This is a genomic window from Halomonas daqiaonensis (assembly GCF_900109725.1).
Taxonomy (GTDB): Bacteria; Pseudomonadota; Gammaproteobacteria; order Pseudomonadales; family Halomonadaceae; genus Halomonas; species Halomonas daqiaonensis.
Map to the genome: position 1 here is coordinate 47,755 of NZ_FOBC01000009.1, position 24,170 is coordinate 71,924.

Consider the following 24,170-nt stretch of genomic DNA (forward strand, 5'->3'; position numbering starts at 1 on the left):
GGCCTCCCCCCATCGCAGCGATTCGGGAGCCCCACGGCATGAGCGCCAGTGACAAGCACACCACCCACTTCGGCTATCAGGAAGTCCCGGTCGAGGAGAAGGCATCTCGCGTGGCCCATGTCTTCGACTCGGTGGCGGCGCGCTACGACCTGATGAACGACCTGATGTCGATGGGCATCCATCGCCTGTGGAAACGCCTGGCCATTGAACGCTCCGGCGTGCGCCCGGGCCACAGCGTGCTCGACATCGCCGGTGGCACCGGCGACCTGACGGGAAAGTTCTCGCGCATGGTGGGCCCCCGCGGGCGTGTGGTGCTGGCCGACATCAACGAATCCATGTTGCGGGTCGGCCGCGACAAGCTGCTCGACAGCGGCATCGGCGGCAACGTCGAGTATGTCCAGGCCAACGCCGAGTGTCTGCCCTTTCCCGACAACAGCTTCGATTGCATCACCATCGCCTTCGGCCTGCGCAACGTCACCGACAAGGATGCCGCGCTGCGCTCCATGGCCCGGGTGCTCAAGCCGGGCGGCCGCCTGCTGGTGCTGGAGTTCTCCACGCCGGGCAACCCGCTGTTCTCCAAGGCCTACGACGAGTACTCCTTCCGCCTGCTGCCGAAGATCGGCGAACTGGTGGCGGGCGACGCCGACAGCTACCGCTATCTGGCCGAATCGATCCGCATGCACCCCGACCAGGAGACCCTCAAGGCGATGATGGAGGCCGCCGGACTGGAACGCGTCGAGTACACCAACCTGACCGGGGGCATCGTCGCCCTGCACCGGGGCATCAAGCTGTGAGGGCATGATGGAGCTGTCTTCCACCCTGCTGCTGGCCGGCCTGGAGCGCACCCTGAACGCCCTGCTCGCCAGAGATCCGGCGGCGCCGTCGCGCCTTGCCCGGCTGGCCGGCCAGCGCATCCTGTTGCGTCTGGAGCAGCCCGCCCTGGCGCTGGCCATCCACTTCCATCCGGCCGGCCTCGACCTGCTGCGTACCGACGACACTGCCGAGGAAGGCTTCGACGCGGTGGTCGAGGTGGACGCCGAGACGCTCGGCGAACTGCTGGGTGGGGCCTCGGTCGAGCGCCTGATGTTCCAGGGCAAGCTCGCCGTGCGGGGGCGCACCCACCTGTTGGAAGCAACCCGCGACCTGCTGCTCGACCTCGACCTGGACTGGGAGGCGGAACTCGCCCGTTGGCTCGGTGACATTCCGGCCCATAGCCTGGCCGAAGGACTGCGCAGCCTCTCCCGCTGGGGCCTTCGCACCCGCCAGGAGTTCTGCGCCGACGTGAGCGAATATGTCTTCGAGGAGGCACGGCTGCTGCCGGGGCGTCATCAGCTCGAAACGTTACGCGACCAGATGACCGAGATGGAGATCGCCACTGACCGACTCGAGGCGCGCCTGGCCAGGCTGCGACGCCGCCTGTCCGAGCCAGGGATGCCCCCATGATCCTGCGGCTCACGCGCATCGTCTGGGTGGTCACCCGCTACCGGCTCGACACTCTGCTGCCGCTGGAGCGGATGCCCTGGTGGCTGCGCGGACTGTTCATGCTCTCCCCGCTGCGCCTGGTGCCGATCGGCGAACGCCCTCGAGGCCTGCGCCTGCGCTTGGCGCTGGAATCGCTGGGGCCGATCTTTGTCAAGTTCGGTCAGATGCTCTCGACCCGCCGCGACCTGCTGCCCGAGGACATCGCCGACGAGCTGCAGCGACTGCAGGATCAGGTGCCGCCCTTTCCCGGCCACCAGGCCATGGCCCTGGTGGAGGAGGAACTGGCGATGTCGCTGGAAGATGCCTTCGCCAGCTTCGAGCCCGACCCCCTGGCCTCGGCCTCCGTCGCCCAGGTGCATGCCGCCCGTCTCCACGGCGGCGAGACAGTGGTGGTCAAGATCATCCGCCCCGGGATCGAGCGGGTGATGCGCCAGGACATGGCACTGATGTATCGCTTCGCCAGCGTGCTGGCCCGGGTTCCCGAGGCTCGCCGGCTGCGTCCGGTGGAGGTCGTCCGCGACTACGAGGCGACGCTGTTCGATGAGCTCGACCTGACCAAGGAGGCCGCCAACACTTCCCAGCTCAAGCGCAATTTCAAGGGCTCGCCGTTGCTCTACGTGCCGGCCATCCACTGGGGGCTGACCCGCCGTCGGGTGATGGTGCAGGAGCGCATCTACGGGGTGCCGGTTGCCGACACCGCGGCTCTTCTCGCCCAGGGCACCAACCTCAAGAAGCTGGCCGAGCGTGGCGTGGAGATCTTCTTCACCCAGGTGTTCCGCGACAACTTCTTCCACGCCGACATGCATCCCGGCAATATCTTCGTCTCCTTCGAACATCCCCACGACCCGCAGTACATCGCCATCGACTGCGGCATCGTCGGCAGCCTGACCCGCGAGGACCAGGATTACCTGGCGCGCAACCTGCTGGCCTTCTTCCACCAGGACTACTACGAGGTGGCGGCGCTGCACATCGAATCGGGATGGGTGGGCGAGGATACCCGGGCAAACGAGTTCGCCGCAGCAATCCGCACCGTATGCGAGCCAATCCTCGAGAAGCCGCTCAAGGACATCTCCTTCGGCCAGGTCCTATTGGGTCTGTTCCAGACCGCTCGACGCTTCAACATGGAGGTGCAGCCACAGCTAGTGCTGCTGCAGAAGACGCTGCTCAACATCGAGGGGCTGGGCCGCCAGCTCTACCCGGACCTGGATCTGTGGAGCACCGCCAAGCCCTTCCTTGAGCGCTGGATGAAGGAGCGCGCCGGCATCGGCGGTCTCTGGGAATCGCTCAAACGCCAGGCACCGGAACTCTCTCGCCAGCTGCCCGAGCTGCCGGTGCTCGCTCACCAGGTCCTGAACCGTGCTGAGCTTGAGCACCGCCAGCGGCGCCATCAGGCTGATGCCATGGGCAACATCTCACGACAGCTGAACCAGCGGGGCAGGAGCCAACGACGGCTGCGACTGGGGCTGCTGCTGCTGGTTGCAGCACTCGCCTGGCAGCCCGTGACCGAGTGGGCCGCAGGTCAGCCCTGGCCGGCCCTGGCCGCCGCCGCCCTCGGCGCGCTGCTGCTGGCATGGCACTGATAGTGCGCCCCGCCCTTCCATCCACTGCAACGGAGCCTTCACCCATGAGCGATATCCTCGACCGCCTTCACCTTGTGCTCGAAGAACGCCGCCGGGCGGAGCCACAGGATTCCTATGTGGCGGCCTTGCATCACAAAGGACTGAACAAGATACTCGAGAAGGTCGGCGAGGAAGCCACCGAGACCCTGCTGGCCGCCAAGGACGCCGAGCAGGGCGACGAGCCGGCACGCCAAGCGTTGATCGCCGAAACGGCCGACCTGTGGTTTCATAGCCTGGTAATGCTCTCGCACCTGGGCCTCGACCACCGCATGGTCCTGGATGAGCTGGCCCGCCGCTTCGGCGTCTCCGGACACGACGAAAAGGCCGCACGGCAACCATAGCGTCAACTGGCCCTTCCGGGTCCTCCCGGAGCCCCAACCTGAGGAAGCAACTATGTTAGGTGGTATCAGTATCTGGCAGCTGCTGATCGTTCTCGGCATCATCATCCTGATCTTCGGTACCAAGAAGCTGCGCAACGTCGGCGGTGACCTGGGCGGCGCCGTGAAGGGCTTCAAGAAAGCCATGCACGAAGATGAGAAGGAAAAGGACGAGGCCGAGAAGACGGACGACCCTCACGCCCGCGTCAGCCATGACGAGGAGCTCAACACCTACGACGTCAAGGCCGAACAGAAGGCCCAGGACCAGGAAGAGCGCCAGGAAGAGCGCAAGTAACCCGCCATGTTCGATATGGGTTTTCTCGAACTGATGCTCATCGGCGTGGTGGGCCTGCTGGTGCTGGGCCCCGAGCGCCTGCCCAAGGCGGCGCGCACCCTGGGACTATGGATCGGCAAGATCAAGCGCACGGTGTCCGGCATGCAGCGCGAGATCAGCGCCCAGCTCGAGGCGGAGGAGCTGCGCCAGAAGCTCAACGATCAGCAGAAGAAGCTCGACGAGGGCGTCCAGCAGGTCAAGCGCGGCGTGGAGAGCATCGCAGAGGAGGACAGCGACAAGCGCTCGTCGTCCTCGGCGGATGACGATCCCGGTGAGAAGCCGCCGGCCGCCCCACCCGAGAAGCGGCTCGACGACGCCCTCGCCAGGGCTCGTACGGGCTCCGAGGGGGATGATCGCCAACGCCCCACCGATGCCTCCACCGCCGACAAGGATTCTGCCCCCCGATGAGCGACACCGGTGATTCCCAGGAGCAGAACCAGGCCCCGCTGATCGAGCACCTCATCGAGCTGCGCTCGCGACTGATGCGCGCGGTGATCGCGATCCTAGTGATCTTCCTGGGCCTCTATGCCTTCGCCAACGACATCTACTCCTTCGTCGCCCAGCCGCTGATGGCGCTGCTGCCGGAAGGCTCACAGATGATCGCCACCGAGGTGGCCTCGCCCTTCCTCGCGCCCTTCAAGCTGACCCTGGTGGTGGCGGTGTTCGCCGCCATTCCCTATGTGCTGCACCAGGCCTGGGCCTTCGTGGCCCCGGGGCTCTACGACAACGAGAAGGCGCTAGCGCTGCCGATCCTGGCCTCCAGCGTGGCGCTATTCTATGGCGGCGCCGCCTTCGCCTACTATGTGGTCTTCCCGCTGCTGTTCCAGTTCTTTACCCAGACCGGGCCTGAGGACGTCGCGGTAATGACCGACATCAACCAGTACCTGAACTTCGTCCTCAAGCTGTTCTTTGCCTTCGGGGTGGCCTTCGAGATCCCCATCGCCACCTTCCTGCTGATCCTCTCGGGTGCCACCACGGTGGAGAGCCTGTCGAAGAAGCGTCCCTATGTGGTGCTGGGCTGCTTCGTCATCGGCATGTTGCTCACCCCGCCGGACGTCGTCTCCCAGAGCCTGCTGGCGGTACCCATGTACCTGCTCTACGAGGTCGGCCTGCTGTTCGGTCGCCTGGTCCGCCGCAAGCGTGAGCAGGATGAGCAGGACGAGGAATAGCGGCCAAGCAGCCAGCAGAATGAGACCCGCATCAGCACGAGCAAGCTCCCGAGGTCATTGCCTCGGGGGCTTGCTCGTAGCTCGGCGCTTATAGCTTATAAATCCATCAGCTCATCGACACGGTCTACCAGCTTGAAGATGCCGGTGGCAGCCTCGCTGATGCGGGTGGCCAGCATGTAGGCCGGAGTGGTCACCACGCGGTTCTCGAAATCCACCACGATATCCTCGACGCCGCAACTGCGGTGCAGGCCACCCATGGCACTGATCAAACCGGTGACACCCGGGTCATATCCCACGGTCACGGCGATGCCAGGAGGGAGCAGGCGCGGCACCAGCACCGGGCTGATGCACATCAGGCCGATCGGCTTGCGCGCCTCATGGAAGCCGGACAGCGCCTCGGTAAGCGCGTCGAGCACCCGCATGCCATCTCCCGCTTCGGCAAAGTTCGAGAGGTTCTTGGCGACACCGAAGCCGCCGGGGAGGATGACCGCATCGAAGTCGTCGGCATCGAGCTCGTCGAGGGACGAGATCTCGCCGCGAGCCAGGCGCGCCGACTCGGTCAGCACGTTGCGACGCTCACCCTCGACCACTACGCCGCGACGATGATCGACGACATGATGCTGCTCGATGTCAGGGGCGAAGCAGCGATAACCCAGACCCAGTTGGTCGAGGCGCAGCAGGGTCAGGGTGGTCTCGTAGATATCGGCTCCGTCCTGCACCCCGCACCCCGAGAGGATGACCGCCACCTGTTTGCTCATGCCTTTCTCCTTGAAGGTAAGCGCCTGCCGAAGCCAGGCCCTGAAATCCGCGAGCCTTAACTTTAGAGAGTCGGCCCGGGTGCGACAAGGCGCAGCTTTCGACGTCGGGCGACACTGATATACTCGAAGCACTCGAGCTTCGCTGTCATCAATCTGTCACCCTGCATCGCCACACTGTCGGGACGGCGATCCTGACCCCCATATCCGGAGAGACGCCTTGAGTTTCATGACCACACGCCAGTTTCCCACCTCACGCCTGCGCCGCATGCGCCGCGACGATTTCTCGCGCCGACTGATGCGCGAGCACACCCTGACCGCTGCCGACCTGATCTGGCCGGTATTCGTGCTCGAGGGCGAGGAGCAGCGCGAGGCGGTGCCCTCCATGCCGGGCGTGGAGCGGCTATCGATCGACCTGTTGATCGAGGAAGCCCGCGAGGCCTTTGCGCTCGGCATCCCGGCCATCGCCCTCTTTCCGGTAGTAGGCACGGCGCTAAAGAGCGAACTGGCCGAAGAGGCCTACAACGCCTCCGGCCTCGTCCAGCGCAGCGTGCGCGCCCTCAAGGAGGCGATACCCGGGCTTGGCATCATCACCGACGTGGCACTGGATCCCTACACCAGCCACGGCCAGGACGGCATCCTCGACGAAGCGGGCTACGTCCACAATGACCGTACCGTGGAGACCCTCCTCAAGCAGGCCCTCTCCCACGCCGAGGCCGGCGCCGATGTGGTGGCTCCCTCGGACATGATGGACGGGCGCATCGGCTCGATCCGCCAGGTGCTGGAGCAGGAGCGGCTGGTCAATACGCGGATCATGGCCTACAGCGCCAAGTACGCCTCGCGCTACTACGGCCCCTTCCGCGACGCTGTGGGCTCCGCCGGCAACCTGGGCAAGGCCGACAAGACCACCTACCAGATGGATCCGGGCAACGGCGACGAGGCGCTCCACGAGGTGGCCCTGGACCTGGCCGAGGGTGCCGACATGGTGATGATCAAGCCCGGCATGCCCTATCTGGACGTGGTCCGCCGAGTGAAGGATGAGCTCAAGGTGCCCACCTTCGCCTACCAGGTGAGCGGCGAGTACGCCATGCACATGGCCGCCTTCGAGAACGGCTGGCTGGAGGCGGACGCAGTCATCCTCGAGTCACTGCTGTGCTTCAAGCGCGCCGGCGCCGACGGTGTGCTGACCTATTTCGCCAAGCGGGCGGCCAAACTGCTCGCGACGACATAGCCGCCGGGAGGGACAGCACCTTCCGCCCGACGACAGGGAAATGCCATGGAAGAGACACGCGGTCCCGACCGGCAGGCCGACTTGCCAACGCCTTCGCGGGGCGGCGAGCCACCCGAGCCCCCCGCCCCGCGGCTGAACCAGACCCGTACCGGGATCAAGCCCAAGGCGCTGCCGGACCCGGAGGCGGATTTAGCCGACCCCGGGCTCTATTTCAATCGCGAGCTATCCCACTTGCAGTTCAACGTCCGGGTGCTGGAACAGGCCCTGGACGAGGCCCATCCGCTGCTCAACCGACTGATGTTCTTGTTGATATTCTCGTCCAACATGGACGAGTTCTTCGAGATCCGCGTGGCCGGCCTCAAGAACCAGCTCCTGCTCGGCGACGACTCCACCGGCGCCGATGGTCGCTCGCCTCGCTCGGTCCTAGCCGAGATCGCTCAGATTGCCCACGCCCAGGTGGCGCGCCAGTACCAGATCCTCAACGAGGTGCTGATCCCCGCCCTGGAGGCCCAGCGGCTGCGCTTCCGCCGCCGCGGAGACTGGTCCAAGGCCCAGGCCGCCTGGGTGCGCGACTACTTCGAGACCGAGATCATGCCGGTGATCAGTCCCATCGGCCTGGACCCTTCGCACCCCTTCCCGCGCCTGGTCAACAAGAGCCTCAACTTCATCGTCCAGCTGGAGGGCAAGGATGCCTTCGGCCGCGAGGGGGGACTGGCCATCCTGCCGGCACCGCGCTCGCTGCCTAGAGTGATCGCTCTGCCCGAAGCGCTCTGTGAGGCGGGCTTCAGCGAGTACATCTTCCTCTCCTCGATGATCCATGCCCATGCCGAGGAGGTCTTTCCCGGCATGGCAGTGCTCGGCTGCTACCAGTTCCGGTTGACTCGTAACGCCGACCTTTCCGTGGATCCCGAGGAGGTCTCCGACCTCGCCTCGGCGCTACGCGGCGAGCTGCTGTCGCGACGCTACGGCAGCGGGGTCCGGCTGGAGGTGGCCGACAACTGTCCCGACGAGCTGGCCGAGTTCCTGCTCAGGCAGTTCCAGCTCGAAGAGGCGGACCTCTTTCGGGTCAACGGTCCGGTGAACCTGACTCGCATGATGTCGGTCCTCGGCGACGTGGAGCGTCCCGAACTGCTCTACCGCTCCTTCATTCCCGGCCTGCCCAAAGTTCTACGCAAGGCCGACAGCGTGCTGGCCGCGATCGCCGATGGCGATATCCTGCTCCACCACCCCTTCCAGTCCTTCTCCCCGGTGGAGGAAATGCTCGGGGAAGCCGCCCGTGACCCGGACGTGCTGGCCATCAAGCAGACTCTCTACCGTACAGGCGCCGATTCGCCCATCGTCAACGCCCTGGTCGAGGCGGCCGGCAACGGCAAGGAGGTCACGGTGGTGATCGAGCTGCGGGCACGCTTCGACGAGGCCGACAACCTGGCCTTGGCCTCGCGCCTGCAGGAAGCCGGAGCCATCGTCATCTACGGGGTGATGGCCTACAAGACCCACGCCAAGATGATGCACATCGTGCGTCGCGAACGGGGCAAGCTGCGCCACTATGCCCACTTGGGCACCGGCAACTACCACTCGCGGACCGCCAAGCTGTACACCGACTACAGCCTGCTCACCGCCGACCCGGTGCTGTGCGCCGACGTTCACAAGGTCTTCCAGCAGCTCTCGGGCATGGGCCGGGCCCGGCATATCGAGCAGCTGCTGCACGCCCCCTTCACCCTCCACGAGCAGATGGTGGCCAGGATCGACCGGGAGACTGAACATGCATGCAAGGGCAAGCACGCCCACCTGATCATCAAGTGCAATTCGCTGACCGAACCGAAGCTGATCCAGGCGCTCTATCGAGCCTCACGGGCCGGAGTGGAGTGCGACCTGATCATCCGCGGCATGTGTTGTCTGCGGCCGGGCATTCCCGGCATCTCGGAGAACATCCGGGTACGCTCGATCATCGGTCGTTTCCTGGAACACGCCCGGGTATTCCATTTCCACAACGACGGCAAGCCGGAGACCTGGGGCTCCAGTGCCGACTTCATGGCACGCAACATGTTCCATCGGGTGGAGACCTGCTTCCCGCTGCTGGACAGGAAGCTGGCCGCCCGGGTCCGCAAGGACCTCGAGACCTATCTGGTGGACAACTGCCAGAGTTGGCTACTGCGCAGCGACGGCCTATACGTCAAGCAGCAGCCCGGCGGCGCAGCCCCGATCAGCGCCCAGGAGACCCTGCTCTTCGCCTATGCCGCCAGGGCGTGACTCAGCCCTTGCGGAATGCATCGAGGTCGTGGGGGTCAAGCCCTTGCACGCGCTCGGGAAGGCCGCGCTCGCGCCGGGCGGCACGTACCACCTCACGCTCGGCAAGCAGTTCAGCATCATCATCCAGGGTGCGGCCGTTGAGCTCGGCGAGCTGGGCCATGCCCTGGTGGTAAAAGGCAAGCACCGCCAGCGCCGTATCGTTGCCCTCGGCCATACCCCGGCGCAGCGCCGGCAGGTAGCCGCTGACCCGCGACAGATGGTGCTTGAGCTGCCAGACATAGCGCACTTCGGCCATCCAGGGACGCTCGCGCAGCACCGCGAAGACCAGGCTGGTCGCGACCAACCCCAGCAGCACGCCCAACACGTTGAGCCAGAAGCCGCCATCAAAGGCGGCCTGCAGCAGTTGGACGAACACCAGACCGAAGACGATCAGTTGGCCGGCCATGGCCAGGCTGATGAAGCGGCCCTTGCGGCGATAGGTTTCGGGGTCGTGGTCTTCGAACTTGAAGGGCATGTGGCCTCCGGGCGGCGAGTCGGGAATCGATGGCATTATCCCGACATCCTCACCCGGGGTATAGCGTGGACAACCTGCTCCAAGGCTAGCGTTGCACCAGGTTAGAGGCGCCGGGGACAGGGAGGAGAGGGGGTCCTACGCCAAGGATGGCGTCGGTAGCGTATACGGATGTATTCACAGCGCCCCCTCGGAAGCCTGTCGCCGGATCAGCCTCGAGCTTCAACGTAGGCGCTCTGCGGCGCCAAGCAGCAGATGCTCGGTGGTCTCCCAGCCGATGCAGGCGTCGGTGACCGAGACGCCATGGCGCAGCCGGCCCGGCGCCAGCGGCTGCTTGCCCTCGTGGAGATGGCTCTCCAGCATCAGCCCCACCAGCGCCGTCTCGCCGTCCAGCCGTTGGGCCAGCACATCGAGCAGCACCTCGCTCTGGCGACGGTGATCCTTGCGGGCATTGGCGTGGCTGCAGTCGACCATCAGCCGCGGCGACAACCCGGCCTCTTCCAGGGCGTGACGCGCCGCCTGGACGTGGGAGCGCTGGTAGTTCGGCTCGCCATGTCCACCGCGCAGCACCAACTGGGTATGGCGATTGCCATCGGTCTCCGCCACTACAGGGCGCCCCTCGAGATCAAGGCCGAAGTGGCGATGGGGATACGCCGCGGCGCGCATGGCGTCGAGCGCCACACCGATGTCGCCACCGGTGGCGTTCTTGAAGCCCACTGACGCATCGAGGCCGCTGGCCAGCTCGCGGTGCAGCTGCGACTCGGTCGTGCGCGCACCGATTGCTACCCAGGAGAGCAGATCCTCCAGATAGGGCGCCAGCATCGGCTGCAGCAGCTCGGTGGCCACCGGTAGCCCCAGCTCGGCCACCTCGCGCATCAGCTGCCGTGACACCTCGAGGCCGCGAGGCATATCGCCGCTGCCGTCGAGGGCGGGATCGTAGGCCAGCCCCTTCCAGCCCACGGTGGTGCGCGGCTTCTCCACGTAGACGCGCATCACCAACAACAGCCTGTCCTGGACCTTCGGTGCGAGCGCGGCCAGGCGGCGTGCGTACTCCAGGGCCGCCTCGGGGTCGTGGATGGAACAGGGGCCCACCACCACCAGCAGGCGGTCGTCGTGGCCGGCGAGGATATCGCGCACGGCCTGGCGCTGGGCCTCGATGCGATGCGCCAGAGCTGGAGAGACGGGCAATTCACGGCGCAGTTCACCAGGGGTGGACAGCGGCCGGGGCGGATTGGCAGCAGAGCTCACAGTCTCGCTCAGGGGAGCGGCGGCAAGGGAAGCATTCATGGCGTCATCAACTCCGGATAGCGATCATACATCGTGTGTGTCGGTTGCCACCGATCTCGCTACGGCCGGACGTGGCGCAATGATCCGACCGCAGCTCGCTAAATCGCCAGTAGCCGTAATGGCCCGCGAAGCCCCGGGTCAGACGGATGGCGATGGATGCGGTCATGATCTCTCTCCTGGGTGTCATCTTTGTGGTCAGCTGGGGTGAAACGCAGAACCCCCGGGCGGGGCTGCCGTCCGGGGGTTCTGTCGGAGACGGCCCTGGTGGGAGTGCCTCCGGCGATGTCGCGTCTTGCGCTCAGGACATGGCCACCGGCACTCCGGGGATAAACCAGTAGCCGCGCACGCCGATATGTCCGGCACCAATGCTGGCGTCGCAGGAAGAGGGCTGTGCACGGTGGGTCATGCTCATGGGTCGCTCCGAAGGTCTGGCTTCATCCTGCCGCATTGCGGCATGGCTGGCAAGGGCCGTCCGCTCAGCCGGCGAACAGCTGGTACCAGCCGATGGTGGCCGGCAAGGCACTCATGGCCACCACCACTACCAGGCCCAGCACCACGGACAGCAAGCCGCTGTCGTCCTTGAAGTTCGTGTCGTGTCCCGCCATGTATCACTCCTCTGGATCGTGTCAGGGTATGGCCGCATTCTAGCGAAGATGGCGCCACACGGCACGGCTCCTATGGCCGCTGGCTCAACGCAGGTGGCGCCCACCGTCCACCGGCAGGGTCACACCGGTGACATAACGGTTGTCGAGCAGGTAGCGCAGGCTCTGATAGATCACCCCGGGGCCGGGAATCATCTCCATCGCCGACTTGGCGCGGGCCTTCTCTGCGTAGGCCTCATCGTCACCCTCGTTGAGCATGATCATCGCCGGAGCGATGGCGTTGACCTGGATGGCCGGGGCGTACATGGCAGCGAACGACAGGGTCAGGTTGTCCAGTCCCGCCTTGGTGGCGGCGTAGGCGGCGTGTTTCCTCGAGCCCTTCTGAACCACGTAGTCAGTCAAGTGAACGATGTCGCGCTGGGGCTCGCTACATGCCTCGAGTAGCTCCCGGGCATGCAGGTTGATCAGGTAGGGAGCCAACATATGGATACGAAACAGCCGCTCGAAGGTGGCTCCTGCCTCCGGGCCGCTCGAATCCGGCGCCCAGTCGCTGGCGTTGTGCACGATGGCTCGCAGTGACCTCGTCTCGGCCTTGAGCCGCTCGAAGAAATCCAGGATGCCCGCTTCCGTCGCGAAATCGGCCGGCAGGGTGACGATGCCTCGCTCACGCAGCGTGGCCAGTTCTGGGCGCTCACGACGATAGCTGATGATCACCGGGTGGCCATCGTCGACCAGGCGCTCGGCACAGTGCCGGCCCAGGCGCTGGGCACCGCCGGTGATCAGGATCGGCGAGGCGCTCAAGACCGCTCCTCCCTCACCAGGCTCCCTGCCGTAGGCACGATGGGGTTCCGCGGTGCGTAGGCAAAGACATCAGAGAAGACCCGAGAGGCCACCAGGCCCAGCGAGGCGAGCACGTCGACGCAGGCATAGACCATGCCCGGTGAGCCGGAGATGTAGACATCATGCCCAGAGACATCCTCCAGGGTCGTTGCCAGGGCCTGGTCGATGCGGCCGCGGTGGGCGATGACCTGCTCCCCTGCCACCGCTTGCTCGGGCGCGACCTCGGTCACGGCGTGGAAGCGGACATTGGCATGCTCTTCCGCCCACGCCCGGGGCAGTCGTTCCAGGTAAAGGTCGCGACGCTCTCGGGCCGCCCACCAGAGCTCGATCTCGCGTGTCGGATCATCATGTAGCGCCGCCTCGACGATCGCCTTCATCTGCGCAAAGCCGGTGCCGGCGGCGATCAGCAGCAAGGGACGCGAGCTGTCCGGGTCGAGCAGGCAGTCGCCGCCGGGCAGGCGCAGGGTCAGTCTCTCGGCCACCTGCATCAGTTCGCGCAGCCGGGCGGAGTTCTCTCGCTCCGGCCAGTGCTGAATGTGCAGCTCGATAACGCCATCGCCGGAATAGGCGTTGGCGACGGAGAATGGCACCCAGAGGTCCTCCTCCAGCTTCAGTTCCAGGTACTGGCCGGGCTCATGGGCCACGGCCTCGGGCCGGCCCTCCAACTGGACGCGGAAGACGTCCGGGGTGAGGTCCTCGACCTCGGTGACCAGGCAGGTCAGGGTCCTTGGCGTCATGAAAGCCTCATGCAGTTGTCAAAATGTCGTGTTATCGGGAAATTCGATACCCAGCTCATTCCAGCGCTCGCTGACGCGGGCCTTGACGGCCTCGTCCATGACGATGGGCGTGCCCCACTCGCGATCGGTCTCGCCGGGCCACTTGCTGGTGGCATCCAGCCCCATCTTGGAACCCAGCCCGGCCACAGGAGAAGCGAAGTCCAGATAGTCGATGGGTGTGTTCTCTACCATCACGGTATCCCGGGCCGGGTCCATGCGCGTAGTGATGGCCCAGATCACGTCCTTCCAGTCACGGGCATCGACGTCGTCGTCGAGCACCACCACGAACTTGGTGTACATGAACTGGCGCAGGAAACTCCACACCCCCATCATTACCCGCTTGGCGTGGCCCGGGTACTGCTTCTTCATGGTCACCACCGCCATGCGGTAGGAACAGCCCTCCGGGGGCAGGTAGAAGTCGACAATCTCGGGAAACTGGCGGCGCAGGATGGGCACGAAGACCTCATTGAGCGCGAGCCCCAGGATCGCCGGCTCATCGGGCGGCCGGCCGGTGTAGGTGGAGTGGTAGATGGCGTTCTCGCGCATGGTCATGCGCGTCACCGTGAACACCGGGAACTGCTCGACCTCGTTGTAGTAGCCGGTATGGTCGCCGTAGGGGCCCTCGGGCGACGTGTCATCCGGATAGATGAAGCCTTCCAGAATGATTTCAGCAGACGCTGGGACTTCAAGATCGGCATGGCCGCACTTGACCAGCTCAGTGCGCGAGCCGCGCAAGAGGCCGGCGAAGGCGTACTCGGAGAGCGAATCGGGTACAGGCGTCACGGCGCCGAGGATGGTGGCCGGGTCAGCGCCCAGCGCCACCGCCACCGGGAAGGGCTCGCCGGGATGCTGCTGCTGAAACTCCTGGAAGTCCAGGGCGCCACCGCGGTGGGAGAGCCAACGCATGATCAGGCGATTGCGTCCAAGCTTCTGCTGGCGATAGATCCCCAGGTTCTGGCGAGTCTTGTGGGGGCCACGGGTTATTACCAGCGGCCAGGTGACCAGCGGCGCGGCGTCGCCTGGCCAGCAGTGCTGGATCGGCAGGCGGTCGAGATCGACCTCGTCGCCCTCGTAAACAAGCGCCTGTGCCGGCGCCGAGCGCACCGTCCTGGGGTTCATGCTCATCACCTGCCGGAAGATCGGCAGCTTGCTCCAGGCATCGCGGAACCCCTTGGGAGGCTCCGGCTCCTTTAGGAAGGCCAGCAGTTCGCCCACCTCGCGCAGGGCGGCGACCGAATCCTGGCCCATGCCCATGGCCACCCGCTTCGGCGTGCCAAAGAGGTTGCCGAGCAGCGGCATCTTGTGGCCCTTGACGTTCTCGAACAGCAACGCAGGGCCGCCGGCGCGCAAGGTGCGGTCGCAGATCTCGGTGATCTCGAGATAGGGGTCCACCTCGGCGGTGATGCGCTTGAGCTCTCCCTGGGCCTCCAAGGCGGCGATGAATTCGCGTAGATCCTTGTACTTCATAGGGTGACGTTCCCGTTATCCCGAACGACGAAAGGGGCAGAATAGCATCTGCCCCTTTGCGGTGCCGCGACGCCGGACTTACCGACGCTTCATCGCCTCGAAGAACTCGATATTCGTCTTGGTATCCTTGAGGCGGTCGATCAGGAACTCGGTGGCAGCGGTGTCTTCCATGGGGTTGAGCAGCTTGCGCAGGATCCACATGCGCTGCATCTCCTCCTCGGAGGCCAGCAGGTCCTCGCGGCGGGTGCCGGAGCGACGGATGTTCATCGCCGGATAGACACGCTTCTCGGCCAGCTTGCGGTCCAGATGCGCCTCCATGTTACCGGTACCCTTGAACTCCTCGAAGATCACCTCGTCCATCTTCGAGCCGGTGTCGACCAGGGCCGTGGCGATGATGGTCAGGCTGCCGCCTTCCTCGATGTTGCGCGCCGCACCGAAGAAGCGCTTGGGCTTCTCCAGGGCATGGGCGTCGACACCACCGGTCAGCACCTTACCGGAGCTCGGCACCACGGTGTTGTAGGCACGGGCCAGGCGGGTAATGGAGTCGAGCAGGATTACCACATCCTTCTTGTGCTCGACCAGGCGCTTGGCCTTCTCGATCACCATCTCGGCGACCTGCACGTGGCGTGCCGGCGGCTCATCGAAGGTCGAGGCCACCACCTCGCCGCGCACGGTGCGCGACATCTCGGTCACTTCTTCCGGACGCTCGTCGATCAGCAGCACGATCAGATGGCAATCCGGGTCGTTGCGGGTAATGGACGTCGCGATGTTCTGCAGCATCAAGGTCTTGCCCGCCTTGGGCGGGGAGACCAGCAGGCCACGCTGGCCCTTGCCGATGGGCGCCACCAGGTCGATGATCCGCGAGGTCAGGTCCTCGGTGGAGCCGTTGCCGATCTCCATGCGCAGGCGCTCGTCGGGGAACAGCGGCGTGAGGTTCTCGAACAGAATCTTCGACTTGGCATTCTCCGGCTTGTCGAAGTTGATCTCGCTGACCTTGAGCAGCGCGAAGTAGCGCTCCCCTTCCTTCGGCGGGCGAATCTTGCCGGAGATGGAGTCGCCCTTGCGCAGGTTGAACCGGCGGATCTGGGAGGGCGAGACATAGATGTCATCGGGACCGGCCAGGTAGGAGCTGTCGGCGCTGCGCAGGAAGCCGAATCCATCCTGCAGGATCTCCAGCACGCCATCGCCGAAGATCGGCTCGCCGCTCTTGGCATGCTTCTTGAGGATGGCGAAGATGATGTCCTGCTTGCGGGAACGTGCCAGGTTGTCGATGCCCATCTCGCGGGCGATCTCCAGAAGCTCCGGCACTGGCTTTTGCTTGAGTTCGGTAAGATTCATCGGTGTGTTCAGAATTCGCTCGTGGAAGCCGGGCGGCAGTGCGCCGTGGGAAAGACAGGAGGCGAGACGATGACGCCCTGTGGATGCGTTCAGAGCCCGGACAGGCTACCTCTCGTCATGCTGCATCGTATGGCCAAGGGCGGGCGACCACACTCTGGGGTTGCCGGGCCGATATCGGAAGCGAGGAAGCAGGTTCGTTTTCGCCTGACCTGCGGGTCCGGGCCAAATGGCCGGAATCGCGGGCTGAAGCAGTGGGCTGTCTGACGACTTGGAAACTGACCGCGACGGGATCGCCGTGAAACGGTCGGGAAGCATTCGGAACAGGCGAACGCCTCGATACTAGTCAAGGCGCGGGGGGAACGCAAGCCCCTCTGTCCGCGACAATTGACACGACCGGGAGTGCCGCGCACCCTTGCCCCTGACCGCTCTGAAGGAACTGCCATGACCTCGCCACAGGACCCGGCGCCCTCCGCTGCCACCCCACTTACGGCTGACGTGACCGGCACCCCCACCCGGCTCGCCGCCATCGACATCGGCTCCAACAGCTTCCACCTTCTGGTGGCCAACTATCAGGACGACCGCCTCCAGGTAGTGGCCCGCCTCGGCGAGAAAGTGCAACTGGCCGCCGGGCTCGATGAGGAGGGCCGGCTCAGCGAGGCAGCGATGCAGCGCGCCCTGGACTGCCTGGCACGCTTCGCCCCCTTCCTCGAGGACATCACCCCGGGACACCTGCGAGTGGTAGGCACCAACGCATTGCGCGATGCCACCAACAGCCAGACGCTGATCGAGCGGGCCGAGGCCCTGCTCGGCCACCGCATCGAGATCATCGCCGGGCGCGAAGAGGCCCGCCTCATCTATCTGGGAGCGGCCCACGCCCTGGCCGAGGACGGCCGCCGGCTGATCGTGGACATCGGCGGCGGCTCCACGGAGTTCATCATCGGCGAGCGCTTCGAGCCCCTGGCACTGGAGAGCCTGCGCATGGGCTGCGTGACCTTTACCCGCCGCTTCTTCGATGGGGGCGAGATCAACGAGAAACGCATGCGTAAGGCAGAGCTGGCCACCCTCTCGGAATTGGCCAACATTCAGCGCCCCTACCAGCGACTGGGCTGGACTGACCCGGTGGGGTCCAGCGGCACCATCAAGGCGGCGGCCGCCGTGATCGCGGCCGCCGGGGATGCCCCCGAGGGCATGATCACCCGCACCGGCCTGGCGGCCCTGCGCAAGCGCCTGATCGAGTGCCGAAAACTCGACAAGGTGGCCATGGAGGGGCTGAAGGCCGATCGTTCGCAGATCTTCCCGGCCGGAGTGGCGATCCTCTGCGCCATCTTCGAGGCCTTCGACCTGGAGCGGATGCGCTACGCCGACGGCGCCCTGCGCGAGGGAGTCCTCTACGACATGGTGGGGCGTAACAGCCCCGAAGACTCGCGCCTCAAGACCCTGGACAGCCTGGCCCGGAGCTATCAGGTGGATGGACGCCAGGCCGACAACGTGGCAGCCAGCGCCGGCGCCCTGTTCGACCAGGTCCGCGGGGCCTGGAGCCTCGACAACGACCAGGCGCGCTACCTCGACTGGGGCAGCCGACTGCACGAGATCGGCCTGGCCATCTCGCATAGCCAGTTCCATCGCCACGGCGCCTACCTGCTGGAGTACTCCGACCTTGCCGGCTTCTCGCGACCGGAACAGCGACTGCTGGCCTTCCTGGTGCGTGCCCACCGCCGCAAGTTCCCAGTCAAGGAGTGGCAGGCCCTGCCCGAGTCGGAACGACGCTCTCACGCCCGGCTGGCCCGACTGCTGCGCCTGGCAGTGATCCTCAACCACTCCCGTCCCGAGCAGCCCCCCGCCGTGCCGCGGCTAGAGGCCGAGGGCGAAACGCTGACGCTGACCCTCACCGGCGAGGAGATCCCGGCGCTGCTGCTCAACGACCTGGAACAGGAGGCGGCCTACCAACAGGCCGCCGGTTTACCGCTGGTGCTTCGCCGCGGCTGACCCACCCCTCGGCCAGCACCAGCCACGCCTCATCCTCAGTATCGAGCACCGCGACCGGCGTTTCTCCTTCCCGGATCACCAGCAGCCGCCCGCGCTGCCAGGGCGGCACGCCGAGCTCTTGAAGGAGCCGCTTGAGATCGCGCCGGCCACGGTCGGGCAACGTTAGTCGCTCGCCTCCCCGCCGCGGCGCCACTCGAAGATGGAGCGGCGCCCCATCGGCTCGATCCAGCGAGACCCGCACCTCCCCCAGCGGAGTCACCAGTGGGATACGGCCATCCCATTCGGCCCACCACGTCGACGGCAACTCTACCGGCGGCGTCTGCAGGTAAAGCGTGCCGCGCCATACCCGCGCCTCTGCGCCGGGCCAGGTTACCCGCACCTCGGCATCTTGCCCGGCACCGAACTGGACCAGCAAGGTCTCCAATCGCCGCGCCGGCGGCAGCGGCAGGCACATCCGCTCGCAGCAGTGGCGCACCAGCAGACGTCGGCGAGCATTCGACAGCCCGGCCAGTCCGTCGAGCATCAGCCGCGCCGGGTCGCCACCCAATCGCTCGAGATCCAGCCCGGCCAGCTCCGCTAGCAGGGCGTCGGTCTCGCCAGCCAGCGCCGCGCTGCGTGATAGGGAGGCGTCCACTTGGGGCCAGCGGGAGGCCAGCATCGGCAGCACCGCGTGGCGAAGGAAGTTGCGATCCAGGGTCTCGTCGTCGTTGGACGGGTCCTCCACCCAGGCCAAGCCCCGGCGCCCCGCCTCGACCTCAAGGGTCGAGCGCGCGATATCGAGAAGCGGGCGTTCCAGCCGTCGGTTCTGCCAGTCGCGGCTCTTCATCATCCCTGCAAGACCGCGCACCCCGCTACCGCGCAGGGCAGCAAGCAGGAAGGTCTCGGCTTGGTCGTCGCGATGCTGTGCCAGCCAGAGGGTCTCGCCCGGCGCCACTCGTCCGGCGAAGGCGGCGTAGCGCGCTTCCCGGGCGGCTCCCTCGAGCCCCTGACCTGCGGCACGATCGACGGCCACAGGGTCCACGAACAACGGCACGCCGAGGCGCGAACAGAGCCGACGGCAATGACGTTCGAAGCTGTCGGCGGCGGGCTGCAGGCCATGGTGGACATGCAGAGCACGCAGGGGGCGGGGGTAGCGCCGGCAGGCATCGGCGGTAAGTGTCAACAACAACGAGGAGTCCAGGCCACCGGAAAGACCCACCCAGACGCAGCGCCCCGGCGGGGTCTGGGCCAGGGCGAGATCGATCAGACGTTGAAGGGGCATGGCCAAGTGCAGAGAGGCCCTTAGACAGGTGCTCCATAGCTCATCAGTCGCTCATAGCGACGTTCCAGCATGCCGTCCGTGTCCATCGACTCCAGGCGGTCGAGGCTCGCCAGCAGCGATGCCTTGACGCGCTCGGCGGTCGTCACCGGATGGCGATGGGCACCCCCCAGGGGCTCGGGAATCAGGGTATCGACCAGCCCCAGCTCCTTGAGACGCTCGGCGGTGATGCCCATGGCCTGGGCGGCATCCGAGGCCTTCTCGGCACTCTTCCAGAGGATGGAGGCGCAACCCTCGGGGGAGATGACCGAGTAGGTGGAGTACTGCAGCATGGCCAGCTCGTCGCAGACACCGATAGCCAGTGCGCCACCGGAGCCGCCCTCACCGACCACAGTGGCAACGATCGGCGTGCGCAGGCGCGACATCACTGCCAGATTGTGGGCGATGGCCTCGGACTGGCCGCGCTCTTCGGCGTCGATACCGGGGTAGGCACCCGGCGTGTCGATGAAGGTCAGCACCGGCATCTTGAAGCGCTCGGCCATCTCCATCAGGCGGCATGCCTTGCGGTAGCCCTCGGGACGCGGCATGCCGAAGTTGCGGCGCACCTTCTCGTGGACGTCACGGCCCTTCTGGTGGCCGATCACCATCACCGGCCGGTCATCCAGGCGCGCCACGCCGCCGACGATAGCGGCATCGTCAGCGAACTTGCGATCGCCATGGAGCTCGTCGAAGTCACTGAATACGTGCCGCAGGTAATCCAGGGTATAGGGGCGCTGGGGATGGCGTGAAAGCTGGGAAACCTGCCAGGGGCTCAGGTCCTTGAAGATTGACTCGGTGAGCTTGCGGCTCTTTTCCTCGAGCCGGCCGATCTCGTCGTTGAGGTTGACCTGGCTATCGTTGCCGACCAGCCGCAGCTCCTCGATCTTGGCTTGGAGCTCGGCGATGGGCTGTTCGAAGTCGAGATAGTTGGGGTTCATTGGCTGGACGCCTTATCGTGTTTCACCGCCCTGCCCCTCGAGGTCAGGCGCGGCGCGAAATAAAGAAGTGGCTGGCATTATCGCACCCTTGACGCACGGCGCAAGGCGACGCCTACCAAGGGCCAGGCACTGAGGGGCGCCGGGGACAGGCCTGAAGGGGGTCCTACGCCAGGGGTGAGGAGGATTCCTCCGAACGAGCCTGTCGACGGATAATCCCCGACGCCTCTCACTTTGTTGATTTCAATTGCCCTGAGATTCGCAGCCCGCAGCATAATTATCGATACTTCAGCCGCACGCCGTCCTGGCCCTGCACCTCGCGCAGGCCGGTGAGCAGCTCGTCGCTGGGCGTGACCCACCACTCCTCCGAGAGCTCCAGCCAGCCCGTGGCCTCGGCGTTGCGGTAGCGCAGCCGCACCGGCAAGCCCTCCCCGTCGCAGAAGGGCGCGAGGCTCGCGCGCAGGCTGTCCACCAGGCGCCCGTTGAGGCGACCGGCGTCCAGGGAGAGCTCCACCGCCTGGCCGAAGCGGCTGCGTGCCTCGACCATCGGCGTGACCTCCTTGCCACGCAGGCGCAGGCCACCGGAGTAGTCATCGCTGGAAACCTCGCCCTCGACGATCATCACCTGGTCGGCCTCTAGGCGGCCGCGCAACTGGTCATAGAGCTCGCCGAACAGCGACGCCTCGATGCGCCCAGTGCGGTCGTCCAGAGTGATGAAAGCCATGGTATCGCCACGCTTGGACTTCATGGTCCGCACGCCGACCACCAGGCCCGCCACCCGCTGGGGCTCCCGGGAGGGCTTGAGGTCGCTGATACGGGTGGAGACGAAGCGGGCGAGTTCGCCCTCGTACTCGTCGATGGGATGCCCGGTGAGGTAGAGCCCCAAGGTATCCTTCTCGCCAGCTAGGCGCTCCTTGTCGCTCCACTCACGTACCCGCCGGTATTCGGCGTAGACGTCGTCCTCCTCCGGAGCGTCGGCAAAGGCCTCGCCGAACATGTCCATCATCCCGGCATTCTGGTTCTGATGGTTCTGGGCTGCTGCGCGCAAGGCGTCTTCCAGCGCTGCCGCCAGCACCGCTCGATTCGGCCCCAGGTTGTCCAGGGCACCGGAGCGGATCAGCGCCTCCAGAGTACGCTTGTTCATGCGTTTGGGATCGACCCGGCGACAGAAGTCGAAGAGGTCCTCGAAAGGCCCGTCCGCCTGGCGAGCCTCGACGATTGCGCCGATGGGCCCCTCGCCGACCCCGCGGATCGCCCCCAGGCCATAGACGACCCTTGCCTGGTCATCGACGGTGAACTTGTAGCCGCCGACGTTGACGTCAGGAGGGGTCACCGTGAGTGAGAGATGACGGCACTCCTCGATCAGCGGCACCACCTTGTCCAGATTGTCCATCTCGGTGGACATCACCGCCGCCATGAAGGGCCCGGGGTAGTGGGCCTTCAACCAGGCCGTCTGGTAGGAGACCAGCGCATAGGCCGCCGAGTGGGACTTGTTGAAGCCGTAGCCGGCAAACTTCTCCACCAGGTCGAAGATGTTGCCGGCAAGCTCCGCATCGATGCCGTTGGCCTCGCAGCCCTCCAGGAAGCCGGCCCGCTGCTTGGCCATCTCCTCGGGCTTCTTCTTGCCCATGGCGCGGCGCAGCATGTCGGCCTGGCCCAGCGAGTAGCCCGCCATCACCTGGGCGATCTGCATCACCTGTTCCTGGTAGAGGATGATGCCGTAGGTAGGAGCGAGCACCGACTCGAGCAACTCGTGCTGGTAGTCCGGATGCGGGTAGGAGATCTCCGCCCGGCCGTGCTTGCGGTTGATGAAGTCGTCGACCATGCCCGATTGCAGGGGGCCCGGGCGGAACAGCGCCACCAGGGCGATCATGTCTTCTAGGGAGTCGGGCAGCAGGCGCTTGATCAGCTCCTTCATACCGCGCGACTCGAGCTGGAACACCGCGGTGGTCTCGGCCTTCTTGAGCATCTCGAAGGTCGGCACGTCATCCAGCGGGATGGTGTCGATGTCCAGTGGCGCCTGGTCCTGGGTGGCGCGCACCTTGTCGACCATCTCCAGCGCCCAGTCGATGATCGTCAGGGTGCGCAGGCCGAGGAAGTCGAACTTTACCAGTCCCGCCTCCTCGATGTCGTTCTTGTCGAACTGCACCATCAGGCCCGAGCCATCCTCGTCGCAAAGCAGCGGCGAGAAATCGGTGAGCTTGGTGGGGGCGATCACCACACCGCCGGCGTGCTTGCCGGTGCCCCGGGTGATGCCCTCGAGCTTCAGGGCCATCTCCCAGATCTCGGCGGCCTCCTCGTCGGCCTCGAGGAATTCCTTGAGCGCCGGCTCGGCCTCGAGGGCCTTGGCGAGTGTCATGCCCACCTCGAAGGGGATCAGCTTGGAGAGCTTGTCACCCAGCGAGTAGGGCTTGCCCTGGGCGCGGGCCACGTCGCGCACCACCGCCTTGGCGGCCATCGTGCCGAAGGTGACGATCTGGGAGACCGCGTCGCGGCCGTAGCGATCGGCGACGTAGTCGATCACCCGATCGCGCTTCTCCATGCAGAAGTCGACATCGAAGTCGGGCATCGAGACCCGCTCGGGGTTGAGGAAACGCTCGAACAGCAGGTCATAGCCGATGGGGTCGAGATCGGTGATCTTCTGGGCGTAGGCCACCAGTGAGCCGGCACCCGAGCCGCGCCCCGGCCCCACCGGGACGTCGTTGTCCTTGGCCCACTGGATGAAGTCCATCACGATCAGGAAGTAGCCGGGGAAGCCCATCTGGATGATGATCTCGAGCTCGAAGTCGAGCCGCTCGCGGTAGCGGGCGTCGATCTCGGCGTACTCCGCCCCGTCGCGCGGAAAGCGCTGAGCGGGAAAAAGGAAGCCCAGGCGTTCGGTGAGGCCGTCGTGAGAGATCTTGCGGAAGTACTCGTCCTGGGTCATGCCCTCGGGAATCGCGAACTCCGGCAGAAAGATCTCACCCAGGCGAACCTCCACATTGCAGCGCGCGGCGATCATCACGCTGTTTTCCAGCGCCTCGGGAATGTCCGAGAAGAGCTCGGCCATCTCCTCAGGGCTCTTGAGATACTGCTCCTCGGTGTAGCGCCGCTCGCGACGCTTGTCGTCCAGCGCCTTGCCCTCGCCGATGGCCACCCGGGTCTCATGGGCCCAGAAGTCGTCTCGCTCCAGGAAGCGCACGTCATTGGTGGCCACCACCGGGGTGCCGGTCTCCACGGCGAGATCCACCGAGAGGTGCACGCACTCTTCCTCCAGCGGTCGGCCGGTGCGGATCAGCTCCAGGTAGAAGCGTCCCGGGAAGGCGGCGCTCCACTCCTCGAGCTGGGCGCGGGCCTCGTCGTGATGGTCACTGAGCAGGTGGCGGCCGACCTCGCCTTCCCGACCACCGGACAAGGCGATCAGCCCCGCGCTCTGCTCGAGTACCCAGGCCTTGTCCAGCAGCGCCTGGCCCTGGCGCTGGCCGTGCATCCAGCCCCGCGAGATCAGCTCGGTGAGGTTGCGGTAGCCGGTCTCATCCATGGCCAGCAGCGTGAGGCGATAGGGATGTGCCTCGTCCTGGGGGTTGGCCAGCCAGAGGTCGCTGCCGATGATCGGCTTGAGACCCGCACCCTGGGCGCCCTTATAGAACTTGACCAGGCCGAAGAGGTTGGCCTCGTCGGTCAGCGTCAGGGCCGGCAGGTCCTGAGCCACGGCGGCCTGGACCAGTGGCTTGAGCCGAACCAGGCCGTCGACCAGGGAGAACTCGCTGTGGACGCGAAGATGAACGAAGGGCGTGGTCATGGTGGACTCGGGTTTGGCAGTGAATATTCAGCACGAATGCAGGCCGTGAATTCCGATGCAGTAAACTCGAGGCTATCCCGGGAGCAGCTCTACGAGGAGGCGCTGTAAACCCATCCCTGGGCGCTACCGATGC

The 24,170-nt window shown here is 65.8% G+C and carries 21 protein-coding genes; 10 read left to right on the forward strand and 11 right to left on the reverse strand.

From position 1 onward, the window contains the following. Positions 1 to 38 precede the first annotated feature (38 nt). The 7 genes from ubiE to tatC are packed head-to-tail and all read left to right on the forward strand — an operon-like array spanning position 39 to position 4,981. Positions 39 to 794 (forward strand): bifunctional demethylmenaquinone methyltransferase/2-methoxy-6-polyprenyl-1,4-benzoquinol methylase UbiE, encoded by a 756-nt coding sequence (ubiE, locus tag BMY30_RS08930; RefSeq protein WP_089712721.1) that lies wholly within the window; start codon positions 39 to 41, stop codon positions 792 to 794. Between the two features lie 7 nt (positions 795 to 801). Then, positions 802 to 1,443: a ubiquinone biosynthesis accessory factor UbiJ gene (locus BMY30_RS08935; RefSeq protein WP_089712723.1), complete on the forward strand. Its 642-nt coding sequence runs from the start codon at positions 802 to 804 to the stop codon at positions 1,441 to 1,443. Beyond that, the gene (gene ubiB, locus BMY30_RS08940; protein ID WP_089712725.1) at positions 1,440 to 3,062 is read left to right on the forward strand and encodes a ubiquinone biosynthesis regulatory protein kinase UbiB; all 1,623 of its coding nucleotides are present in this window, start codon (positions 1,440 to 1,442) and stop codon (positions 3,060 to 3,062) included. Before BMY30_RS08935 ends, ubiB begins: the two co-directional genes overlap by 4 nt. Before the next feature lie 44 nt (positions 3,063 to 3,106). Beyond that, positions 3,107 to 3,442: a phosphoribosyl-ATP diphosphatase gene (locus tag BMY30_RS08945; RefSeq protein ID WP_089712727.1), complete on the forward strand. Its 336-nt coding sequence runs from the start codon at positions 3,107 to 3,109 to the stop codon at positions 3,440 to 3,442. Positions 3,443 to 3,494: 52 nt separating this feature from the next. Beyond that, entirely contained in the window at positions 3,495 to 3,773 is a 279-nt protein-coding gene (gene tatA, locus BMY30_RS08950; RefSeq protein ID WP_089712729.1) for a Sec-independent protein translocase subunit TatA, read from the forward strand. Between the two features lie 6 nt (positions 3,774 to 3,779). Further along, complete coding sequence (gene tatB, locus BMY30_RS08955; RefSeq protein ID WP_089712731.1) at positions 3,780 to 4,220, forward strand: Sec-independent protein translocase protein TatB; 441 nt, start codon at positions 3,780 to 3,782, stop codon at positions 4,218 to 4,220. After that, on the forward strand, positions 4,217 to 4,981 hold the full coding sequence (tatC, locus tag BMY30_RS08960) for a twin-arginine translocase subunit TatC (RefSeq protein ID WP_089712733.1): 765 nt from the start codon (positions 4,217 to 4,219) through the stop codon (positions 4,979 to 4,981). The genes tatB and tatC overlap by 4 nt, the downstream gene beginning before the upstream one ends. A gap of 95 nt (positions 4,982 to 5,076) precedes the next feature. Here the strand turns inward: tatC and elbB are convergent, their stop codons facing one another. Beyond that, positions 5,077 to 5,739 (reverse strand): isoprenoid biosynthesis glyoxalase ElbB, encoded by a 663-nt coding sequence (gene elbB / locus BMY30_RS08965; RefSeq protein ID WP_089712734.1) that lies wholly within the window; start codon positions 5,737 to 5,739, stop codon positions 5,077 to 5,079. 226 nt (positions 5,740 to 5,965) lie between these two features. On the opposite strand from elbB, the gene hemB reads away from it, so the two are divergent. After that, on the forward strand, positions 5,966 to 6,967 hold the full coding sequence (gene hemB, locus BMY30_RS08970) for a porphobilinogen synthase (RefSeq protein ID WP_425283432.1): 1,002 nt from the start codon (positions 5,966 to 5,968) through the stop codon (positions 6,965 to 6,967). Positions 6,968 to 7,012: 45 nt separating this feature from the next. After that, the gene (ppk1, locus tag BMY30_RS08975; protein WP_089712738.1) at positions 7,013 to 9,217 is read left to right on the forward strand and encodes a polyphosphate kinase 1; all 2,205 of its coding nucleotides are present in this window, start codon (positions 7,013 to 7,015) and stop codon (positions 9,215 to 9,217) included. 1 nt (position 9,218) lies between these two features. Here ppk1 and BMY30_RS08980 read toward each other — a convergent pair whose 3' ends face one another. The 7 genes from BMY30_RS08980 to rho all read right to left on the reverse strand — a co-directional run bounded on the left by BMY30_RS08980 (position 9,219) and on the right by rho (position 16,038). Beyond that, positions 9,219 to 9,731, reverse strand: a complete 513-nt coding sequence (locus BMY30_RS08980; RefSeq protein WP_089712741.1) for a DUF3087 family protein — start codon at positions 9,729 to 9,731, stop codon at positions 9,219 to 9,221. Positions 9,732 to 9,950: 219 nt separating this feature from the next. Further along, the gene (locus tag BMY30_RS08985; protein ID WP_089712743.1) at positions 9,951 to 11,015 is read right to left on the reverse strand and encodes a 3-deoxy-7-phosphoheptulonate synthase; all 1,065 of its coding nucleotides are present in this window, start codon (positions 11,013 to 11,015) and stop codon (positions 9,951 to 9,953) included. Positions 11,016 to 11,491: 476 nt separating this feature from the next. Continuing rightward, positions 11,492 to 11,620: a hypothetical protein gene (locus BMY30_RS18285; protein WP_280140885.1), complete on the reverse strand. Its 129-nt coding sequence runs from the start codon at positions 11,618 to 11,620 to the stop codon at positions 11,492 to 11,494. A gap of 84 nt (positions 11,621 to 11,704) precedes the next feature. Continuing rightward, positions 11,705 to 12,418 carry a dihydromonapterin reductase gene (gene folM / locus BMY30_RS08990; RefSeq protein ID WP_089712745.1) on the reverse strand — a complete coding sequence of 238 codons (714 nt, stop codon included), beginning with the start codon at positions 12,416 to 12,418 and terminating at the stop codon, positions 11,705 to 11,707. Next, positions 12,415 to 13,194, reverse strand: coding sequence for an NAD(P)H-flavin reductase (locus BMY30_RS08995; protein ID WP_089712747.1), 780 nt, complete (start codon positions 13,192 to 13,194; stop codon positions 12,415 to 12,417). The genes folM and BMY30_RS08995 overlap by 4 nt, the downstream gene beginning before the upstream one ends. 18 nt (positions 13,195 to 13,212) lie before the next feature. Beyond that, positions 13,213 to 14,700, reverse strand: a complete 1,488-nt coding sequence (gene ubiD / locus BMY30_RS09000) for a 4-hydroxy-3-polyprenylbenzoate decarboxylase (protein WP_089712749.1) — start codon at positions 14,698 to 14,700, stop codon at positions 13,213 to 13,215. Positions 14,701 to 14,778: 78 nt separating this feature from the next. Next, positions 14,779 to 16,038 (reverse strand): transcription termination factor Rho, encoded by a 1,260-nt coding sequence (rho, locus tag BMY30_RS09005; RefSeq protein WP_089712751.1) that lies wholly within the window; start codon positions 16,036 to 16,038, stop codon positions 14,779 to 14,781. Positions 16,039 to 16,479: 441 nt separating this feature from the next. Here rho and ppx point away from each other — a divergent pair, with 441 nt between their 5' ends. Continuing rightward, positions 16,480 to 18,024 (forward strand): exopolyphosphatase, encoded by a 1,545-nt coding sequence (gene ppx / locus BMY30_RS09010; RefSeq protein WP_089712753.1) that lies wholly within the window; start codon positions 16,480 to 16,482, stop codon positions 18,022 to 18,024. On the opposite strand, the gene tilS is transcribed toward ppx, so the two are convergent. The 3 genes from tilS to dnaE all read right to left on the reverse strand — a co-directional run bounded on the left by tilS (position 17,954) and on the right by dnaE (position 24,037). Further along, positions 17,954 to 19,285, reverse strand: coding sequence for a tRNA lysidine(34) synthetase TilS (tilS, locus tag BMY30_RS09015; RefSeq protein WP_089712755.1), 1,332 nt, complete (start codon positions 19,283 to 19,285; stop codon positions 17,954 to 17,956). The genes ppx and tilS overlap by 71 nt on opposite strands. Before the next feature lie 20 nt (positions 19,286 to 19,305). Next, positions 19,306 to 20,259, reverse strand: coding sequence for an acetyl-CoA carboxylase carboxyl transferase subunit alpha (gene accA, locus BMY30_RS09020; RefSeq protein WP_089712758.1), 954 nt, complete (start codon positions 20,257 to 20,259; stop codon positions 19,306 to 19,308). A 274-nt stretch (positions 20,260 to 20,533) separates the two neighbouring features. Further along, positions 20,534 to 24,037, reverse strand: coding sequence for a DNA polymerase III subunit alpha (gene dnaE, locus BMY30_RS09025; RefSeq protein ID WP_089712760.1), 3,504 nt, complete (start codon positions 24,035 to 24,037; stop codon positions 20,534 to 20,536). Positions 24,038 to 24,170: the final 133 nt, after the last annotated feature.

Bases quoted from the DNA above. Each gene is read 5' to 3' on its own strand.
- ubiE (WP_089712721.1), top strand. From the start codon at position 39: ATGAGCGCCAGTGACAAGCACACCACCCACTTCGGCTATCAGGAAGTC.
- BMY30_RS08935 (WP_089712723.1), top strand. From the start codon at position 802: ATGGAGCTGTCTTCCACCCTGCTGCTGGCCGGCCTGGAGCGCACCCTG.
- ubiB (WP_089712725.1), top strand. From the start codon at position 1,440: ATGATCCTGCGGCTCACGCGCATCGTCTGGGTGGTCACCCGCTACCGG.
- BMY30_RS08945 (WP_089712727.1), top strand. From the start codon at position 3,107: ATGAGCGATATCCTCGACCGCCTTCACCTTGTGCTCGAAGAACGCCGC.
- tatA (WP_089712729.1), top strand. From the start codon at position 3,495: ATGTTAGGTGGTATCAGTATCTGGCAGCTGCTGATCGTTCTCGGCATC.
- tatB (WP_089712731.1), top strand. From the start codon at position 3,780: ATGTTCGATATGGGTTTTCTCGAACTGATGCTCATCGGCGTGGTGGGC.
- tatC (WP_089712733.1), top strand. From the start codon at position 4,217: ATGAGCGACACCGGTGATTCCCAGGAGCAGAACCAGGCCCCGCTGATC.
- elbB (WP_089712734.1), bottom strand. From the start codon at position 5,739: ATGAGCAAACAGGTGGCGGTCATCCTCTCGGGGTGCGGGGTGCAGGAC.
- hemB (WP_425283432.1), top strand. From the start codon at position 5,966: ATGACCACACGCCAGTTTCCCACCTCACGCCTGCGCCGCATGCGCCGC.
- ppk1 (WP_089712738.1), top strand. From the start codon at position 7,013: ATGGAAGAGACACGCGGTCCCGACCGGCAGGCCGACTTGCCAACGCCT.
- BMY30_RS08980 (WP_089712741.1), bottom strand. From the start codon at position 9,731: ATGCCCTTCAAGTTCGAAGACCACGACCCCGAAACCTATCGCCGCAAG.
- BMY30_RS08985 (WP_089712743.1), bottom strand. From the start codon at position 11,015: ATGAATGCTTCCCTTGCCGCCGCTCCCCTGAGCGAGACTGTGAGCTCT.
- BMY30_RS18285 (WP_280140885.1), bottom strand. From the start codon at position 11,620: ATGGCGGGACACGACACGAACTTCAAGGACGACAGCGGCTTGCTGTCC.
- BMY30_RS08995 (WP_089712747.1), bottom strand. From the start codon at position 13,194: ATGACGCCAAGGACCCTGACCTGCCTGGTCACCGAGGTCGAGGACCTC.
- ubiD (WP_089712749.1), bottom strand. From the start codon at position 14,700: ATGAAGTACAAGGATCTACGCGAATTCATCGCCGCCTTGGAGGCCCAG.
- rho (WP_089712751.1), bottom strand. From the start codon at position 16,038: ATGAATCTTACCGAACTCAAGCAAAAGCCAGTGCCGGAGCTTCTGGAG.
- ppx (WP_089712753.1), top strand. From the start codon at position 16,480: ATGACCTCGCCACAGGACCCGGCGCCCTCCGCTGCCACCCCACTTACG.
- tilS (WP_089712755.1), bottom strand. From the start codon at position 19,285: ATGCCCCTTCAACGTCTGATCGATCTCGCCCTGGCCCAGACCCCGCCG.
- accA (WP_089712758.1), bottom strand. From the start codon at position 20,259: ATGAACCCCAACTATCTCGACTTCGAACAGCCCATCGCCGAGCTCCAA.
- dnaE (WP_089712760.1), bottom strand. From the start codon at position 24,037: ATGACCACGCCCTTCGTTCATCTTCGCGTCCACAGCGAGTTCTCCCTG.